Here is a 17,645-nt window from a genome sequence, read left to right on the forward strand (position 1 = left end):
GACGAGATTCAACTAACACTTATAGACGCCGTTCTATCTTAATACCGTTTGTTCCCGCGGCTTGAGTGCTTGTTTTCAGAAGCTTTTCTACCTCATCGGCTGCCACCTCAACGGTGACAAGAAACTCTTCAAGAGCGGTGCCTTTGAGCTCTTTCAAGACGTAGTCAACTACCTTCATTCGACCAGGCGGGCGCCCGATGCCGCACTGCAGGCGCATGAAATCGCGGGTGCCAAACTTGTCTGCAATGGAGCGCAGGCCGTTATGGGCATTAAGTCCGCCACCGGCTCGTGTTCGTATGCTTCCGGCTGCAAGATCAACTTCATCATGAACGACAAGTATGTTGGCAGGGGAGATGCGCCTCGCCTGAGCGAGCTTTGAGAGAGGTCCTCCGCTGGTGTTCATAAAATCCTGCGGTTTGGCGAGAAGCACTTCTTGCCGTTGTGCGTCTGCATCCGTGACTATGATGGTGGTAACCAGGCAACCTGCTTCGCTTTTCCAATAGCGGACGTCATAACGACGTGCAAGCGCGTCGATTACCGCAAAGCCGATGTTGTGTCTGGTGTGTGCGTACTTCTCGCCAGGATTGCCGAGGCCGCAGATAAGAGTCGGAGACTCAAGGAGTTCACGGGGTGCTTGAGGCGTGGAAGATCTTCTCGGTCCATGGTGTGTCTGCCTTTGTGCGCTCATTATTTCTCCCGGAAGCTTTGAGTAGTTTTGTTTACGGAATGTAACATATTATTCAAATTTTTGCACTTTACCTTTGTGTTGGGGATTTTGTGTGTAATCTTGTGGTAAGAAAGGCGCATATCAAGGAGGCGGTATGGATATATCTGAGTTGGTCAAACTGCTGGGAATTATTGTGGTCATTGTCGGCTTCACGCTGAAGCTCGACTCCATTCTCACGATTCTCATAGCGGCAGTAACAACGGCCGTGATTGCCGGCATGGATCCGATTGTATTTTTGCAGACGCTTGGTAAGAGCTTTGTCTCAACGAGAACCATGCTGATTTGCGTAGTGGTCTTTGTGCTTACGGGAACGCTTGAGCGAAACGGCCTTCGCAATGCGGCCCGCGAGCTGATGAGGCGCGTCAAGGGCGCAAGCGGTGGCATCATCATGGCAGCGTATGGCGTCTTCCGCGTTATTTTTGCCGCATTCAACGTTGGCTTTGGCGGCGTTGCCGGATTCATCAAGCCGGTCGTGATGCCGATGGCTGAGGCCGCGGACGACCCCGATGGCACGCTCATGACATCGAAGCATCGCGATGACCTCAAGGGCATGGCATCCGGTATGGAAAATGTGGCATGGTTCTTTGGTCAGGTGCTTTTTGTGGGCTCATCAGGCATGCTGCTGGTGCAAAGTACGCTTAAGGAGCTGGGATACACCGTTGAGCTTGCGCATCTTGCGGCCATAGAAATTCCGGTGGCGCTTATCGCTGTGGCGTTTACCTCGGCATACTACATCTTCCTCGACCGTCGCTGCCAAAAGCGCGACCTTGAGGCTGCTGCTGAAAAAGCAGGAAACACGGCTGTTACCTCAGCTCTTGTCGCTGACAATGCCGCCGACAACGCTCATGCTACCGTAGAAGGAGGCGAGGCATAATGGATGCCGTTATCGCGTTTTATACCTCTACCGATCCCAAGATTACGCTCTCAACAAAATTGCTTGAAGTTGTGTTTGTGCTGATTGGCCTTGTCGCAATTTATGCGGGCATTTCAAACTTTCGCGACAAGACCAATGCAAAGCGCATCGGTACCGGGGTATTTTGGACCATGCTCGGTCTTCTTTTTATTGTGGGCAAGTGGATCCCTTCGGAGTGGACAGGCGTTGGCCTTATTGTTATGTTGCTTCCGGCAGTGTTCAAGCAGGTCGGACGCGGTGAAGATGTAATAAAGCCGACTGAGGAAGAAATGTCTCTGGCATATAAGAGCGTCGGAAACAAGATTTTTCTCGCGTCGTTTAGTATCGGCGTTTTTGCGCTTCTGTTTGCCTTTTTCTTCCCAAAGATTTCAACTCTGGTCGGTTTGACCGTAGGTGTTTTTGTGGGTTGTGGAATCCTTTTGGCGATGCGCCCCGGCGTCAATACGCCTAAGCTTTTCTTGGACGATTCAAGACGCATGCTGGATATTGTCGGACCTTTGGTTATGCTGCCGACGCTCCTCTCGATCCTTGGTGCCACTTTTACGGCGGCCGGCGTTGGGGAGGTCATTTCTCACCTTGTGGGAGCTGTCATTCCAGAGGGCAATCTGGTTGTCGGCATTATTGTCTACTGCGTTGGCATGGCGCTCTTTACCGCCATTATGGGCAACGCCTTTGCGGCAATTACCGTGCTGACGGTGGGTATTGGAGCTCCGTTTGTCCTCTCGCTGGGCGCCGACCCAACGGTTGTGGGAGCGCTTGCCTTAACCTGTGGATTCTGTGGAACTCTTATGACGCCCATGGCTGCCAACTTCAATATTGTTCCGGTGGCAATTCTTGAGATGGACGACGAATACGGAGTCATTAAAAAGCAGGTCATCCCTGCGGTTTTCATGCTTACCGTTCAGGTTCTTATGATGATCGTTCTTGTGGCGTTTTAAGACAGACGCAGAGACGACAAGTACATCAAGGTGCGGCGAGCATGACGTGGTGCAATGGGTACGACACCGCCGGCTCGATGTGGGCGGCAAGTGAGGCGGGCGTGCAACGAACGCGATTGTGCTAACCACGATTCGCATGTATGAAATTCGTTGTGGTGGGTACTTAGAGTACTTAACTTCGTCTTAAGGAGGTCGTTGTGTCAACGATTCTTGTAACTGGTTTTCAACCTTTTGGTGGCGAGAAAATCAACCCGGCATGGGAAGCCGTCCGAGCGCTTCCGGATACCATTGCCGGTGCCAATGTAGTGAAACTTGAGATTCCTGTAGTCTTCGGCTCAGGTGCCGACGCGGTATCCGCAGCGATTGATCATATTGATCCCGATATCGTGCTTTGCGTTGGACAGGCGGGAGGTCGCGCAAAGATTACCCCGGAGTTTGTGGGCATCAATTATCGCGACGCTCGCATTCCCGACAACGACGGCAACCAACCACATGCCGAGAAGATCGTCGAGGACGGTCCCGATGCTTATTTTGCGACACTTCCCGTTCGTGCCATGACAGAGGCAATGAATGAAGCAGGTATTCCTGCCGCTGTGTCGTATACGGCAGGTACGTATGTCTGCAACGATGTGATGTATTCCATGTTGCATGCGCTTGCCACCAAGCACCCCAATACTCGCGGGGCTTTCCTGCACGTTCCTTTCGCAACCGAGCAGGCAACAAAGCAGCCTGCAAATACCGCAAGTCTTCCTATTGAGGTTATGACGCGTGGTCTTGAGGTTGCCTTGGCAGCCGCCGTGGAGCATGAGGTTGATACCGTCGGCGAGTCTCTCGGAACTACCCATTAAGTTTCGTCGAGAGGTTGTTGGTCTTTGGGGACTATCAGTTTTTGAGAGCTGCCAGTTTTTGAGGCTGACAGTCTTTGAAAACCACCACTAAACGAGAATTTCTGAAATCTGCCGGAAATCGACTGTTTAGTGGTGGTTTTTCCCGTAAAAACGATATTTAGTGGTGGTTTTTCTCGGATTTGAGCGTTTAGTGGTGAATCAAATCACCACTAAACTCCCGATTTGCTATCTTTTCCGAAAAATTTGATTTGTCGGTGGTTTTTCAAGGCAATAACCCCACTCAGGGTTTTTTGGAGTGGGGTTATCTTGGCTAAAAAGATCCTGAGAGACGTTCTTCTCGCGATCTCTTACAGATTCAAGTCGCCACCAAAGATGTCGGAAACGGGACGATCCGTATAGACGGCATAGATGGCTTCTGCAAGTTCATTTGCGACGGTGATGGTCCTGATTTTTGAGCCCGGCTGGTTTGCTGCCGCACAAGGAATAGCGTCGGTTACTACGCACTCCTCGATAGGGGCTTCATTCAGACGCTCAATGGCAGGTCCCGAGAAGATGCCGTGGGTTGCGCAGACATAGATATCTCCCGCGCCCATTTCTTTGAGCTTTAAGACGGAAGCGCAGAGAGTTCCTGCGGTATCAATCATGTCGTCGTTGACGATGCAGGTTTTACCGGTGATGTCGCCGATGATACCCATGACGGCCGACTCGTTGTGACGAGGACGGCTCTTGTGGGCGATGGCAAGGCCGCAGTCAAGGTAATCGGAAAGCTTTTTAGCCGCCTTCGCGCGACCCATATCGGGAGAGACAACGACGGTGTTTTCCCAGTCAAACGGCTTTTTCTTGAAGTAGTCGCCCAAAAGATACAGCGCCGTAAGGTGTGAGACAGGAACGTCAAAGAAGCCCTGAATCTGACCCTGGTGCAGATCGAGCGTGATAACGCGATCAACACCGGCCTCTTCAAGTAAATTTGCCATGAGACGTGCGGTGATAGGCTCACGAGCGGCGGCTTTGCGGTCTTGACGCGCATAGGCGTAGTGGGGAATAACGGCGGTGAAGTTCTTTGCGGAAGCTCTCTTGGCGGCATCGGCAACGATCAAGGTTTCCATAACCAGGTCGTTGACGTTTTTGCCCGCAAGCGTTTGGATGAAGAAGACCTCATCGCCACGGACAGACTCGTCAAAGCGGGCATAGATTTCGCCGTTGGCAAATTTTTCCAGCAACAAACCGGAGAGTTCAAGATGAAGGATTTCAGCAACTTTGCGGGCAAGTTCTGGGTTTCCTGTACCACAATACAGTTTAATGTTCTTCTCGACATTAAGCGGTTCACACAGTTGCTCGAACATTTAATCCTCTTTCTCCTCGAGCTTTGCGCGCCTTGTGGCGGCATATCCTTCAACAATACGCTGTTCTGTGCGCTCAAGTGCAAGAGCGTCTGCGGGAACATCCTGAGTGATGCAGGAGCTTGCGCCTACCAGTGCACCGTCTCCAATGGTGACAGGAGCCACCATCATGGTATCGGATCCAATGAACACGTGGTTGCCGATGGTGGTATGGAATTTGTGATAGCCGTCATAATTGCAGGTAATAGAGCCGGCGCCTACGTTAACGCCTTCACCCATGGTTGTGTCGCCAATGTAGGAAAGGTGAGGCACCTTAGAGCCCGCACCGATGGTGGAGTTTTTGATCTCTACATGGGTTCCCGCTTTTGCGTGTGGCATGAGGTGCGCTCCCGGGCGCAGATACGCACGGGGCCCGCAGGTGGCGCCATCTTCAATAATCGCGGAAAGTGCAACTGTTTCATCAACAACGCAACCGTTTCCGACACGCGTGTCGGTGAGGCGCGTATTCGGCCCGATAACGCAATCGGACCCGACATGCGTTGACCCAAAGAGCATGGTCATCGGAAGAATTTCCGTATCCTGGCCCACGGTAACGTCTGCGCCAATCCAGACCGTAGACGGATCGAGCATCGTGACACCTTCTGCCATCAGGCGCTCGTTGATCCGTTCCTGCATAACGCGGGTGGCGACGGCAAGTTGCGCGCGGGAATTGATACCCAAAGCTTCGCGGTAATCGTCAACGTGCACGGCAGATACCGGCTCACCTTGGCTGACGTATATGCCGACCATATCGGTGATGTAGTATTCGCCCTGTACGTTGTCATGGGCGAGAAGATCGATGTTTTTTGTAAGGCGACTGCCACAGAAACAATAAACGCCGACGTTGCATTCTGTCTCGTGTATACGCTGTTCCGGCGTGGCATCTTTGTGCTCGACAATGCCGCTTACACGACCGTCTGAAAAAACAACGCGACCGTATCCCGTGGGATCCGGTGGCGTCATGGTAAGGAGCGTGCAAGCGTTGTGATGCGCGCGGGTTTCATCAAGAAGAGCCGTAATCGTTTCCGGGCGCAGGAGAGGAGCATCGCCATTAATGACAACGACAGGTCCACTGAAGCCGCCAACGGCATCGCGGACCACCCGAACCGCATGACCGGTACCTAGGCGCTCGCGCTGCTCGACATACTCAATTGCGTCAAAACCAGCAAGCGCGTCTTTAATCTCATCGGCATGATTTCCCACAACAACAATCGTGCGCTCAGCGCCTGCGGCTTGAGCGGCACGGACAGTCCACCAAACGATGGGCTTATCGAGTAGGTTGTGTACTACCTTAGGGTGACGGGACTTCATGCGCGTTCCCTCGCCTGCAGCGAGGACAATCGCAGTAAGTGGCATGTGAAAAGCCTCCAAGCATACAGTATGCGTTGACGCGGGAGTATTGCGTCCGTGTCCCTTACGCAGTCATCATATCAAACGAGAATGGCTGGGATAGTAGGACTCGAACCCACATTCCAGGCACCAAAAACCCGTGTCCTAACCGTTGGACGATATCCCAATGTACTCGCTACGTTGGATGTCAGCGTCCTCGTCAAAAAATGACTGACTTAAGAGTGTATCAGCTATGGGCGGCAAATGCGCCACAAATTGCATCTAATACAAGAACTGCAAAAGTTTGTGCGTCTGCGAGGGTAAATGAACCGTTCGCCGATGCCTTTTCGGGAAGCGAAACGCGCACAATCCGAGGGGATCCCTCTGCCGATTGAAACGCAGTGCGAAGGCGTATCGGGAGCGTTTCATTTTCATCCATACTTACGCTGCCGATAACAACCTTGCCTCGCGCCGGTTTGACGGGAGCAGGTTGTGAGGTAATGGCGAGAATCGCATCCGCGTGTGTGGGCGTTTTGATGGAGTCCACCAGCTCGATGCCCGACGCTTCGGAGGTTGCCGTTGCAAGGTTCACCACGCGTCCCGCAACGTTTCTGGCAATGGGGTCTTCTCCTGTGATGGCAAGCTTGATGGTCTCCAGTACGTTTGCGGCTCGTGCAAAACCCATGCCGCCTTGGGGATGCGGGCCTTTTGCCTGCTTGCCGGACCAGACATGACGCAGGCGCTCGATGGCGTCCAAGGTGTCTTGAAAGGCCATGCCATCGGCAAGTTCGCCGACGCTTTCTTGAAAGAGCTTTACGGCAGCCTCCGTGTGGACACCGTACTGGCCATCCGGTTTGCCGCAGGAAAATCCCAGGATGTTCAGGCGTTCTTGAAGCTGACGCACGTCATTGCCGTGAAAGTTTGGCAGCCGCAGATACAGCGTGCGATCTCCAAGTTGATAGCTTTCATCGACAAGCAGCATCCATGTGGCGGTGTCAACGTCTTCACCAAGCGAAAGATCATGGTCAAGACGGAACCGAGCAACGGCTTTGGCGGTGGAAGGACCATAGGTGTTCTTCTCGCGTTCAGAGTCGTCGATGACGTAGTCGAGCCGTACCAATCGCTCCTGAATATCTTCAACGGCAGCGCCGGTGCTACCGGGTGTAATAGGATCCATGGTGTTTAGTTACCTCTCCCGATTCACAAAAAAGTCGGCCATTGAAAGCAAGGTGTCACGTGCTTCAGCGTCAAACGGAGCTTCTTCCAAATATCCTTTTGCCTCGGCTATCAGCGTCTGGGCGTAGGCACGGACATCGTCGACTGCTCCGGTGGACACAATGAGTTCAACGGCCTCCTCTAACAGTATAGGGTCATTTGTCTTTGACGACAAAAGAGAGATGAGTTTTTTATAAGAAGCCTTGGCAGCCGCAGCGTCTGGTGTGTTGTCCTTTGCGTTGGCGAGAAGCACCTCAATCGCTTTGACCACCAAAAGAGTGCGCTTGCCTTCTGTGATATCGGAGCGAAAATCTTTGCCCTGAGTCTTGGCATCGCCGACGAGGTTTAGCAGGTCGTCTTGAAGCTGAAACGCAAGCCCCGCTTTGAGACCAAAAGCCTTGAGTGCCGAGCGTTGCTCTGCAGTGCCTCCACCCACGATGGCACCGCAAAGAAGCGGATATGCCGCCGAGTAGTAGGCTGTTTTTGACGTTGCCATAAAAAGATACTCATCGGGGGTAATGTCCCAGCGATTCTCCTGCGTCCATCCAAGATCAAGCGCTTGACCTTCAAGAGTGTGTTCCTGCATGGAGATAAGAGCGTCGATAAGGCGCAGCCGCGTTGCTTCGTCATACGTATTGCCGTGACATATGCGTCCTATGGTATGCACAAGGGCGGCGTCACCGACATTGATAGCAAGTCCGGTTCCAAGTCGGCGATACAGACAGGGCTCGCCTCGTCTCAGCTCAGATTTATCGGCAATATCATCGTGAATCAGTGCGGCTGATTGAAAGTCTTCGATTGCACAGGCGACCGGTAGGGCTGCTTCAACGTCCCCGTGAACCGCTTGCGTGGCGAGAAGCACCAGTGCAGGTCGTACGCGCTTGCCGCCCGTGGCGGAAAATCCGCGTAAGGGCTGGTACAGATAGGTGTTCAGGTCGGCGACGACAGAATTGCACGCAGCCGGTTCGGCCTCTTGGAGGTGCTTTTGCGATACGGGAATAGGAAGTCCAGCGTCCAGTTCCTTCTCGACACGAGGCCTGACGGATGTGAGATAGTCGATAAAGTCCACGATAATCCCTTGCTGCTTGAGGTGCGAGCGTTAGCCGCGGTATCCGTTAGGGTTCATGGACTGCCACTTCCACGAGTCTCGGCACATGTCATCAAGATTGTATTGAGCGGTCCAGCCGAGTTCTTTCGCCGCCTTGGAGCAATCGGCGTAGTTGGCGTCTACGTCTCCCGCGCGGCGCGGGTCAATAACGTAGGGGATATCCTTGCCACATGCGCGGGAGAAAGCCTTGATGATATCAAGGACCGAGCTTCCGACGCCGGTACCGAGGTTGAAGATCTCAACACCCTCGCGACCGTTCATCCATGTAAGTGCTGCAACGTGGCCGGTTCCCAGGTCGCAGACGTGGATGTAGTCGCGCACGCCGGTGCCGTCCGGGGTGTTGTAGTCGTTGCCAAAGACATGAACGGCCTCTCGCTTGCCAATGGCGGTTTGAGCCACGTAAGGAACCAAGTTGTTGGGAATGCCCGTAGGATCTTCGCCGATAAGTCCGGACTGGTGTGCGCCGATGGGATTGAAGTAGCGGAGCAGGACAACGTTCCATGTGGGATCTGCGGTATGCACATCGGTGAGGATCTGCTCAATCATCCATTTTGTCCAGCCGTATGGGTTGGTAGCAGGCTTTTTGGGGCTCTCTTCAGTCAGGGGCAGCGTGTCAGGATCGCCATAGACGGTTGCCGAGCTGGAGAAGATGATGGATTTGCAATCGTGTGCACGCATCACGTCCAGCAAGGTGAGCGTGGAGCCGAGGTTATTGGAGTAGTACTCAATCGGTTTAGTAACGGATTCCCCAACGGCCTTGAAGCCCGCAAAATGAATAACGCGGTCGACATGGTGGGAATCAAAGATACGATTGAGCTCCGAGCGATTGTTGACATCGGCTTTGTAAAACGTCAGACGCTCGGCATTCTTCTCGCCTACAATGGTTTTAATGCGGTCGATGACTTTTTCTGATGCGTTGGAAAGATCGTCAACGATGATTGCTTCGTAGCCGCAATTGAGCAGCTCAACCACCGTATGGCTGCCAATGAATCCGGCGCCTCCGGTAACGAGGACGCAGGTGTCTTTCGGATCTTTCTTCTGGCTCATACGAGACCCCTTCTGTGACGGCGCGAGCGGTTTTTGTGATGCACAAGGCTGCTGCGCGTAATTTTTCTACTAGTAAGTATAAGGCTTTGCGCAGAATGAAGCTGTGCTCGGGTCGGCCTCAAGTAATTCAAATCGCGCTACTTTGAGCGTGTATGCGTGTGTAGTCTATGTGTGGGCCGCGTACACGTGGGCCGCACTTCTTGATCGTGCCTGATGCTGGAAACCAGACGGCGTGGGCTGTACACGCATGAGCCACACAGGCACGGACTGCGAGTGGGGGGGTCAACGGCAGTGGTCCCGAAGGAGCTGCCGGAAATGTACCAAGTTGGGCTATATTAACCAAACTTGCTGTAAGTATGGTTAATATAGCCACATTTGCTGCAAGTATGGCAGGCTAGAGCCAAACTTGGTGCGTTTTTGGCAGCACACTATCAGCAGCACAACTCAGCAGCGCGCTACTTGCCATCACTACTCGGCAATACTATCAGCAACACTACCGGTAGCACTAAAGACTTTTCGGATTGCAGCACATAATTCTAGAGCGTCTCCCGAAGTACATTTTCAAATACATTTTTGTCAGAATCAGTAAAATATCCGTCAATTTGTTCGAGGGCATTGTAAAGTGCCATTTGCGCATCATACTCTTTTTGCTTTCTCGTCTTCGAGCAGATACGTTTTGGTAACCCGACAGTATTGCGAATTTCTTGAAAGATCCCTCTCATATAAACAGCATCATCATACGTAGATTTCCAGATAATATATTCCTTTATGTCAGTGCCCATAAACTCATTTGCACGCAGTGCATCTTTTAGCTGTTGGTCTTTTGTAGAGTGATGCTCTCCTTGGTATTCTATGGCTGCCGAGAAGCACTTCTTGTCTCTGAGCTCTGAGTCTCTGTTGCCAATGTGCGGAAACAGTAAGTCCGGTTTGCGAATGCGGTTTACTGGATTTGAGCCGATTGTTTTTGTTAATATTTCAGGATTCAGCGATACCGTCGGAAACCCGAATCCGCCTTGCGCAAAAGGAAGTGTTGCTCTTAGGTAAAGTTTGACTTCCATAGGAGATGCAGCGTTTTCGCAGGATATCCTTGTGGCCTTCGCTACGCGATGAGTACCTTTTATTCCTCTTGCGTTTTCAAGTTGCTGGAGTATTTCTGATTTGTTTAAAAACGGCTTACGTTCAAACAGGGTTTTCTCGCCCTTATGAGGTGACAGTGAATAGAGCCCCATAAACTCTGAGAGAAGATAAGCGAGTTCAAGATTACTGAGTTGACTTGACATCTGAAGGGCAGTCAGGAATGGCGAGGAACAGCCGATGCCCGGCAGCAATTCTATAAAAAGTCCTTTGCAATCTTTATTTGTAAAGTAATGAGCATGTGCTATGTGAGAACGACGCAACTTCTCCCTATTGCTAACGACATAATGAATCGGCAGGCTGAGACGTATTCCGTAAGCTTGCTTAATCATCGAGAAGACCTTTCGTAGTTCTTCTTTATTGAGAGAGGTATTCGGTACTTTGTCTCCACAAACGTATTTAATCTTCTGACCTGAAAGGGATTGAGTCCGAAGAAGCTCTAGAGCAGTTGTATGAGAAAACAATATCTTCATAGATACGATGCTACATTACTTCTAAAAAAGTTATTTGACCGCTATCTGACAGGTGTCTGACTGGAATTCAAGTGAAAAAGAATAAGAGGAAGCGTGGCATAGTCGAAACAATTTAGGCGTTTATAGGTTTTGTATAGATTTGGAAGATTTTGTTTTTGCTCATTCACAGAATCTCCATGTCTAGCCTTCTGATAGGAGTATTTAAACGAGCTACTTAATGAAGTACTTAGGGTTTCGTGACTTTAGGGAGACTGCTTAGAGGAGCTGTTTAGAGAGGCTGCTTAGAGAGGCTGCCGGAAATGCGCCAAGTTGGTCTTGAGTTAACCAAACTTGCAGCAAATGTGGCAAAACTAACCATACTTGCAGTAAGTTTTGGTGAATGTAGCCATACTTGCTGCAAATGTGGCAAATGCGAGTACAGCAAACGCAAGTATGGAAAACGAAGAGAACCCCAGCAACTTCCGGGTGTCGACAAGAACTTTGAGAAAGGCTCTTGGTGAAAACTCCAAGCGTGGTTCTATCATTCCCAGATAAAGGCTCGTGCCTCAAAAGGACGGAGTACAAGCGCATCTGCATCCGTTACGGTATCGGGATAGTTGCCAATGAGGACGTCAGAGCCATCGATTACAGTTTTCGGCGCGCAGCAAACCTTTTGGTCAGAGAAGTTTGCAAAGACACGCACGCAACAGCTATCCAAGGTACGCTCATAAGCAATGACCTTCTCGCCAGCGCAATCGATGAAGTGAACATTTCCCTTGCTGATAACGGAATGAGTCTTTCGGAGAGTAATAAGCTTTTGATAGAAGGAGAATATCGAGTCGGGATCATCAACTTCTGCGGCAGCATTGATGACGGTGTGGTTGTCGGGAATGCCAATCCACGGCGTACCGGAAGTGAAACCTGCGGTTTTTGAGGCATCCCATTGAACGGGTGTGCGTCCATTATCGCGGGAGCGCTCGGAGATGATGTGGAGCGCTTCTTTGGGGGAGCAGCCCCGCTCCTGAAGAATTTTAAAGTAATTGAGGGATTCCACGTCTCGATACTGTGTGATATCGGTAAATCCTGCGTTGGTCATACCCAGCTCTTCTCCCTGGTAAATATAGGGAGTCCCGCGCAGAAGATGTGCGGTAACGGCAAGCAGCTTGCTGGACATTTCCCAGTAGCGCTCGGTATCGCCAAAGCGAGAATTCGGACGAGGCTGATCGTGATTGGCCCAAAACAGCGCATTCCAGCCACCACCGTCCGTAATCTGTTCTTGCCACGATTTCAGCAGCTCACGAAGCTTGCCGATGTCCGGCTCTTTGAGCGCCCACTTGTCTCCGTTGAGGTAGTCAACCTTGAGGTGATGAAACGAGAAGGTCATGGCAAGCTCATGGTCAGCGGGATTGGAATATCGGATGCAGTTTTCAATTGAGGTGGAGCTCATTTCACCGACGGTCATCAGCCCGTCGATACCACCGCGCTTGACGAGTTCCTGCAGGTATTCGTGGACATGTGGCCCGTCGGTGTAAAAGCGCCTGCCGTCTCCTATGGTGTCGTCCTCAAAGACAGCCGGCTTGGAAATGAGATTAACAACGTCAAAGCGAAAACCATCGACACCTTTGTTGTGCCAGAAACGCACTATGTCGGCAAGCTCGGCTCGGACGTTTGGGTTGTCCCAATTGAGGTCCGCCTGCGTGGTGTCAAAGAGATGGAGGTACCACTTATGAAGTGCGGGAACCCATTCCCATGCACTTCCGCCAAACTTGGACTTCCAGTTTGTTGGCGGCGTATCGGGACTGCCGTCGACAAAGGTATAGTAGGCAAGGTATTGAGGATCGCCGGCAAGTGCCCGTTGGAACCATGGATGCTCGGTTGACGTGTGGTTAAAGACCATATCAAGCATCAGCTTGATGCCGTGCTTTTTTGCCTCGACCGAGAGTTCATCGAAGTCTGCCATGGTGCCAAAGAGAGGCTCGACGTTGCGATAATCTGCAACGTCGTAGCCATTGTCATGTTGGGGTGAAACAAAAAACGGAGTAAGCCACAGATAGTCAACACCGAGTTTTTGCAGGTAGTCAAGACGCTGCGTGATACCGGGGAGGTCCCCGATGCCGTCTCCGTTTGAATCGTTAAAGGAGCGGACATAGATTTGATACACAACCTTGGTGCCGAGAAACTCAGCGCGCGCGCGAGTGTCCTTGGGATTGCTTGTTACTCGTGAAGATTGCCCTGACATATCCGCTCCTCTTACAGGTTTTATTAGGCCGAAAGGGCACCGTTTTTCTCGCCATCAAGCGTGACGACATTGGTATCGATACCTTTATCAATACCTTGGCGTTTGCCGATGGTGAATGTAAGAACAAATGGAACCACTACAGCGATTGCCATGCAAACGGCGAAAATGCCGATAAACTCGGGGCGAATTGAAAGAATTCCGGGGAGTCCACCAACACCAATGGAGAGGGCGTTGACGCCAAAGGCCGTGCAGACCCCTCCTGCAATGGAGCTACCAATCATAGCGCATACGAAGGGGAAACCGTATTTGAGGTTGACACCAAACATGGCGGGTTCGGTAACGCCAAGGTAGCAAGAAATGATGGAAGGAATGTTTACCTGCTGGGCGTTTTCGTCATGCTTCTGGAGGACTGACATGGCGAGAACCGATGAACCCTGAGCAATGTTGGAAAGTGCGATCATGGGCCACAGTGGCGTGCCATAGTTATTGGAACTTGCAATAAGCTGCATGTCAACGGCATTGGACATGTGGTGCAAGCCAGTGATGACAAGGGGGGCATATACGGCGCCAAAGATAAGGCCAAAGAGCCATGCAAACGGGCTCGTGATGCCTGCAAGAACAATGTTTCCGATCCAAGATCCGATGGTCCAGCCAATGGGGCCAAGCACGAAGTGAGCAGCCATAACGGCAAGCAAAAGTGAGCAGAAGGGCACTACGATCATCTGAATGACGGATGGCGTAATCTTCTTGAAGAATCGCTCAAGGTAGTTGAAGGTAATCGCGGCGAGAATAGCAGGGATGACCTGTGCCTGATATCCAATCATACGAACCTGTGCGAAGTCAAAATTCCATGTATGGGTAGCCCAATCGGCGGCGGTTGCTCCTGAAACGGCATACGCATTCATGAGCTGACCGGAAACAAGGGTGAGGCCAAGCACAATGCCGAGCATGGGGGTCCCACCCATTTTCTTTGTGATCGACCAACAAATGCCTACGGGGATGCCGGCATGGAAGACTGCCTCGCCAATAAGCCACAAGAAGTTATATACGCCCGTCCAGAAAACGGAAAGCGAAGCTAGAGTCTGGTTACCTTCAGGTCCAAAGTAGGGCATCTCGCCAAGCACGTTTCGGAAGCCAAGAATAAGGCCGCCGGTAATGATTGCGGGAATCAAAGGAGCAAAGACTTCGGCAATGGCACCCATGGCTCGCTGCAAAATGTTTGTGTTTTGAAGAGCGGCTGATTTGACGTCTTGTTTTGAAGCCTCACTTACGCCGGAAATACCGACAAAGGTGTCGTAAAAGTCAGCGACGTCATTGCCGATAATAACTTGAAACTGGCCGGCTTGCGTGAAACTTCCCTTAACGGATGCAAGCTTTTCAATGGCAGCCACATCCGCTTTTGAAGGATCTTTCAAGGCAAATCGCATGCGCGTCATACAGTGTGAAGCCGCAGCAATGTTGTCTGTGCCGCCAACGAGCTCAAGGAGTTCACGAGCATCATGGTCGAACTTTGCCATCTTTCCTCTTTTCCTCGTGGAACTAACTTATGCAAATAAGTTAGTTCATTGGAGCAATTTCTTTGGCGGAAAATGAAAAATCGACAGTTTCGTATCGCCGAACGGTATAAATTTGCCTATGAACGTCTTATGCAGATGATTTGGATAAGTAGGTGATATGCTGTTTTTGGTGAAAAAATATAAAATAATTGCAACTAAACAGCGATGGAGATATGCATGAAGGCAATTTATGATGAGATTTATAGGAATCTTTTAGGAAAAATAGAGCGAGGAGAATATCCCTATCAGACCTATATTCCATCTGAGGCGAATCTTATAAAAGAATACAGTTGCTCGCACAACACGCTCAGAAAGGCAATTGCACTTTTAACACAGCAAGGAGCATTGCAGCCCGTACATGGCAAAGGGGTACGCGTTATTTACCAAAAGCGCCCGCGAGCTCTTTTTGAGCTGGGAGGTATTGAAACATTTCAAGAGGCATCCGAGCGCAATCAACTCGATACGGAAACACGGGTTCTCAAATTTGAACGTATTGTTGCCGATAAAGACCTCGCACGCTACACCGGATTTGATGAGGGCGATGAGCTTTTGTATGTTGTTCGAGTGAGGGTCGTAGGCGGCAAAGCATCGATTCTTGACTGCAATTACTTTCTAGCAAGTCTTGTACCAGGCTTGACTCCGGATATAGCTCAGTTTTCAATCTATGACTATATCGAGAAGACTCTCAATATGCAGATTGCAACCAGCAAACGAACCGTTACCGTTGAGCGTGTTACCCGAGAAGATCAAGACTATCTTGACCTTGACGGAGCAGATTACCTAGCTGTGGTAACCGGACAAACGTTCAATTTCCAAGGCGCGATGTTTGAGTTTACGCAGTCTAAGCACCGTCCGGATTACTTCTCGTTTTTTACGGTTGCTCGTCGCGAGATATAGTAACGGTGAATCGCGTGCCTACGCCTTCGCGCGAGAGCACGTCGATAGAGCCGTCATGACTGTCAACGATCCACTTTGCAATAGAGAGACCAAGGCCGGACCCGTCGTTGTTTTCCGCACGAGCGTTGTCGGCACGCCAGAACCGCTCAAAAATATGTGAAGCCGCTGCGTCGGATATACCAATGCCTTCGTCTTGTATGGATACACGGACGTACCTCTCGTCATATGAAACGCCAAATGTAATGGACGTTTGGGAGGGAGAATAGCGGGCGGCGTTGTGGACAATGATTCTCAGGCATTGTTTGAGCAGCGCAACGTCGCCAACGACTTGATAGTGGGTTTCGTTCACGGCTGTTGCGTCAAAGCCCAAGACATAACGATGGTCAGGGTCAATCATTTCGGACTCTTCCCACACCTCATAGGCAAGCCGTGCAAAATTTACGTGAGTTGTGGTAAGGGTATTTCTGCCCGCATCGCCCCGCGCAAGGAAGAGCAGCTGTTCCACGAGCTCATGCATGTGCTCACTTTCGGATTTTAATGCGGCGATAGATTCATCAAGGACCGCCTCATCGGTTTTTCCCCAACGATCAAGCATGTCGGCATACCCGCGAATAACCGCAATGGGGGTGCGCAATTCGTGGCTCGCGTCATTCACAAAACGCATCTGTTGCAGCTTTGCCTCCTGCATTTGGCGCAGAAGTTTGTTCAGGGCAACCTCAATGCTGGCAAGATCTTCGTCTCCTGTTTGAATATAGGGCGAATCAACACTTGCGTGGTCAATGGCCTGCTCAAGGCTGTTTATTTTGCTCTGGCTGAGTGTCCCGGAAGTGCCGGGAGCCGCTGCATGAGCAAGCGGATCGGAGCTGCTCAGTTGCTCGGCCTTAAGAGCAAGCGTGTTGAGGGGGAGAAGCGCCCGTCTGACACGCCTGGTATCACTGAAGAAATGGAGAAGATCAATGAGTTCCCACACAAGAACCGCTATATAGAGAGGCCAAAGAGCTATGAAATCGGAGCCAAGGGCAAACGATAGCGTGTCGTGGTAAGAGGTTCGCACCACATAGTGGAGGCTTGAAAGGAACCATCCGGTCTGAGCTCCGTCGAGAGCGATTTCAACGGGAGGAGCCGGGAAAAACCCGTATAAAAACGTTCCTGCGGGGAAGGTTTGGTTGTAGCCATGTATGAGAATGGCTACGACACAGGCTGCGAGAAATATGTTAAACGAGAGGTAATTGAGTAATTTTCGCCACCAAAATCCCCAGCTGATGGAGCGGGCGGTCGATGATTCAGGATGCGTTTTCAAAAAAGAGAACGCCGACGTGTTCCATGAGCGTGCGGAGTACTTCAAATTCTTTGTTTGTGAGTTCAACGGAGTCCTCGTTGACGCAGACTTCTCGGCGATCAACATCAAGCGTGATGCCTCGTATCGTGAAAGTTTGCGTTGAGAGAGCTCTGGGTTCATCAAACCCATCGGGTGAGGCATCGTTTTTTGTTGCGTGATGTTTAAGGGCCACTCGGATGCGGGCGAGAAGTTCCTCAATGGCAAAGGGTTTTGTGAGGTAGTCATCAGCACCCGCATCAAGTCCGGCAACCTTATCCATGACAGAGTCACGTGCGGTGAGCATAATGGTCGGTGTGCTCTTCTCGCGGCGTATGCGTCGCAAGACTTCAAGGCCGTTCAGTTGGGGGAGAAGAATGTCCAGCAAGATAAGGTCGTAATCGCCAGAGAGCGCTTTTTCCACACCGACTCTGCCATCCTGCGCCTTATCGACCTCATAGCCTTCGTGCACAAGCTCGAGTTCTATAAAACGCGCTATTTTATCCTCGTCCTCAATAATAAGAATCTTGACCATGCATGCTCCGCGT

Annotated in this window: 14 protein-coding genes, 1 tRNA gene and 1 pseudogene; 4 read left to right on the forward strand and 12 right to left on the reverse strand. The window is 51.2% G+C overall.

The window, feature by feature from the left end; genetic code table 11:
* Positions 1–19 precede the first annotated feature (19 nt).
* A complete protein-coding gene (gene pth / locus ATORI0001_RS04685) occupies positions 20–688 on the reverse strand; it encodes an aminoacyl-tRNA hydrolase (RefSeq protein WP_003149248.1) in 669 nt (222 codons plus the stop codon).
* 133 nt (positions 689–821) lie between these two features.
* On the opposite strand from pth, the gene ATORI0001_RS04690 reads away from it, so the two are divergent.
* The 3 genes from ATORI0001_RS04690 (at position 822) to pcp (ending at position 3,426) form a co-directional block, all read left to right on the forward strand.
* A complete protein-coding gene (locus ATORI0001_RS04690) occupies positions 822–1,601 on the forward strand; it encodes a 5-oxoproline transporter, DUF969 family subunit (RefSeq protein WP_003149659.1) in 780 nt (259 codons plus the stop codon).
* Positions 1,601–2,578: a DUF979 domain-containing protein gene (locus tag ATORI0001_RS04695; protein WP_003149156.1), complete on the forward strand. Its 978-nt coding sequence runs from the start codon at positions 1,601–1,603 to the stop codon at positions 2,576–2,578. The genes ATORI0001_RS04690 and ATORI0001_RS04695 overlap by 1 nt, the downstream gene beginning before the upstream one ends.
* 197 nt (positions 2,579–2,775) lie before the next feature.
* Positions 2,776–3,426 carry a pyroglutamyl-peptidase I gene (gene pcp / locus ATORI0001_RS04700; RefSeq protein WP_003148891.1) on the forward strand — a complete coding sequence of 217 codons (651 nt, stop codon included), beginning with the start codon at positions 2,776–2,778 and terminating at the stop codon, positions 3,424–3,426.
* A gap of 347 nt (positions 3,427–3,773) precedes the next feature.
* On the opposite strand, the gene ATORI0001_RS04705 is transcribed toward pcp, so the two are convergent.
* From ATORI0001_RS04705 to treP, 9 genes are all read right to left on the reverse strand, one after another.
* Positions 3,774–4,769 carry a ribose-phosphate diphosphokinase gene (locus tag ATORI0001_RS04705; RefSeq protein WP_003149144.1) on the reverse strand — a complete coding sequence of 332 codons (996 nt, stop codon included), beginning with the start codon at positions 4,767–4,769 and terminating at the stop codon, positions 3,774–3,776.
* Positions 4,770–6,161 carry a bifunctional UDP-N-acetylglucosamine diphosphorylase/glucosamine-1-phosphate N-acetyltransferase GlmU gene (gene glmU / locus ATORI0001_RS04710; RefSeq protein ID WP_003149084.1) on the reverse strand — a complete coding sequence of 464 codons (1,392 nt, stop codon included), beginning with the start codon at positions 6,159–6,161 and terminating at the stop codon, positions 4,770–4,772.
* A gap of 85 nt (positions 6,162–6,246) precedes the next feature.
* Positions 6,247–6,321, reverse strand: a tRNA-Gln gene (locus ATORI0001_RS04715).
* A 60-nt stretch (positions 6,322–6,381) separates the two neighbouring features.
* Positions 6,382–7,311, reverse strand: coding sequence for a peptidoglycan-binding domain-containing protein (locus ATORI0001_RS04720; RefSeq protein WP_003149577.1), 930 nt, complete (start codon positions 7,309–7,311; stop codon positions 6,382–6,384).
* A 9-nt stretch (positions 7,312–7,320) separates the two neighbouring features.
* The gene (locus ATORI0001_RS04725; protein ID WP_003149261.1) at positions 7,321–8,418 is read right to left on the reverse strand and encodes a polyprenyl synthetase family protein; all 1,098 of its coding nucleotides are present in this window, start codon (positions 8,416–8,418) and stop codon (positions 7,321–7,323) included.
* Between the two features lie 30 nt (positions 8,419–8,448).
* Positions 8,449–9,504, reverse strand: coding sequence for a UDP-glucose 4-epimerase GalE (gene galE, locus ATORI0001_RS04730; RefSeq protein WP_003148998.1), 1,056 nt, complete (start codon positions 9,502–9,504; stop codon positions 8,449–8,451).
* A gap of 536 nt (positions 9,505–10,040) precedes the next feature.
* Positions 10,041–11,111 carry a hypothetical protein gene (locus ATORI0001_RS04735; RefSeq protein ID WP_003149681.1) on the reverse strand — a complete coding sequence of 357 codons (1,071 nt, stop codon included), beginning with the start codon at positions 11,109–11,111 and terminating at the stop codon, positions 10,041–10,043.
* A gap of 520 nt (positions 11,112–11,631) precedes the next feature.
* On the reverse strand, positions 11,632–13,329 hold the full coding sequence (locus ATORI0001_RS04740; protein ID WP_003149549.1) for an alpha,alpha-phosphotrehalase: 1,698 nt from the start codon (positions 13,327–13,329) through the stop codon (positions 11,632–11,634).
* A 23-nt stretch (positions 13,330–13,352) separates the two neighbouring features.
* Positions 13,353–14,846 (reverse strand): PTS system trehalose-specific EIIBC component, encoded by a 1,494-nt coding sequence (treP, locus tag ATORI0001_RS04745; RefSeq protein WP_003149370.1) that lies wholly within the window; start codon positions 14,844–14,846, stop codon positions 13,353–13,355.
* A gap of 216 nt (positions 14,847–15,062) precedes the next feature.
* Here treP and treR point away from each other — a divergent pair, with 216 nt between their 5' ends.
* Complete coding sequence (gene treR, locus ATORI0001_RS04750) at positions 15,063–15,782, forward strand: trehalose operon repressor (RefSeq protein ID WP_003148972.1); 720 nt, start codon at positions 15,063–15,065, stop codon at positions 15,780–15,782.
* On the opposite strand, the gene ATORI0001_RS04755 is transcribed toward treR, so the two are convergent.
* Both ATORI0001_RS04755 and ATORI0001_RS04760 read right to left on the reverse strand, forming a co-directional pair.
* Entirely contained in the window at positions 15,757–17,082 is a 1,326-nt protein-coding gene (locus tag ATORI0001_RS04755; protein WP_003149628.1) for a sensor histidine kinase, read from the reverse strand. The two genes, treR and ATORI0001_RS04755, sit on opposite strands and share 26 nt — an antisense overlap.
* A 4-nt stretch (positions 17,083–17,086) precedes the next feature.
* Positions 17,087–17,632 (reverse strand): annotated as a pseudogene (locus ATORI0001_RS04760) (response regulator transcription factor); the annotation flags it as partial.
* Positions 17,633–17,645 lie beyond the last annotated feature (13 nt).

The sequence above is a fragment of the Lancefieldella rimae ATCC 49626 genome, from assembly GCF_000174015.1.
In the GTDB taxonomy this organism is placed as follows: domain Bacteria; phylum Actinomycetota; class Coriobacteriia; order Coriobacteriales; family Atopobiaceae; genus Lancefieldella; species Lancefieldella rimae.

What these genes read in the sequence shown, in the direction of transcription:
- pth (WP_003149248.1), bottom strand. Translation starts at nt 688, where the DNA reads ATGAGCGCACAAAGGCAGACACACCATGGACCGAGAAGATCTTCCACG.
- ATORI0001_RS04690 (WP_003149659.1), top strand. Translation starts at nt 822, where the DNA reads ATGGATATATCTGAGTTGGTCAAACTGCTGGGAATTATTGTGGTCATT.
- ATORI0001_RS04695 (WP_003149156.1), top strand. Translation starts at nt 1,601, where the DNA reads ATGGATGCCGTTATCGCGTTTTATACCTCTACCGATCCCAAGATTACG.
- ATORI0001_RS04705 (WP_003149144.1), bottom strand. Translation starts at nt 4,769, where the DNA reads ATGTTCGAGCAACTGTGTGAACCGCTTAATGTCGAGAAGAACATTAAA.
- glmU (WP_003149084.1), bottom strand. Translation starts at nt 6,161, where the DNA reads ATGCCACTTACTGCGATTGTCCTCGCTGCAGGCGAGGGAACGCGCATG.
- ATORI0001_RS04720 (WP_003149577.1), bottom strand. Translation starts at nt 7,311, where the DNA reads ATGGATCCTATTACACCCGGTAGCACCGGCGCTGCCGTTGAAGATATT.
- galE (WP_003148998.1), bottom strand. Translation starts at nt 9,504, where the DNA reads ATGAGCCAGAAGAAAGATCCGAAAGACACCTGCGTCCTCGTTACCGGA.
- ATORI0001_RS04735 (WP_003149681.1), bottom strand. Translation starts at nt 11,111, where the DNA reads ATGAAGATATTGTTTTCTCATACAACTGCTCTAGAGCTTCTTCGGACT.
- ATORI0001_RS04740 (WP_003149549.1), bottom strand. Translation starts at nt 13,329, where the DNA reads ATGTCAGGGCAATCTTCACGAGTAACAAGCAATCCCAAGGACACTCGC.
- treP (WP_003149370.1), bottom strand. Translation starts at nt 14,846, where the DNA reads ATGGCAAAGTTCGACCATGATGCTCGTGAACTCCTTGAGCTCGTTGGC.
- treR (WP_003148972.1), top strand. Translation starts at nt 15,063, where the DNA reads ATGAAGGCAATTTATGATGAGATTTATAGGAATCTTTTAGGAAAAATA.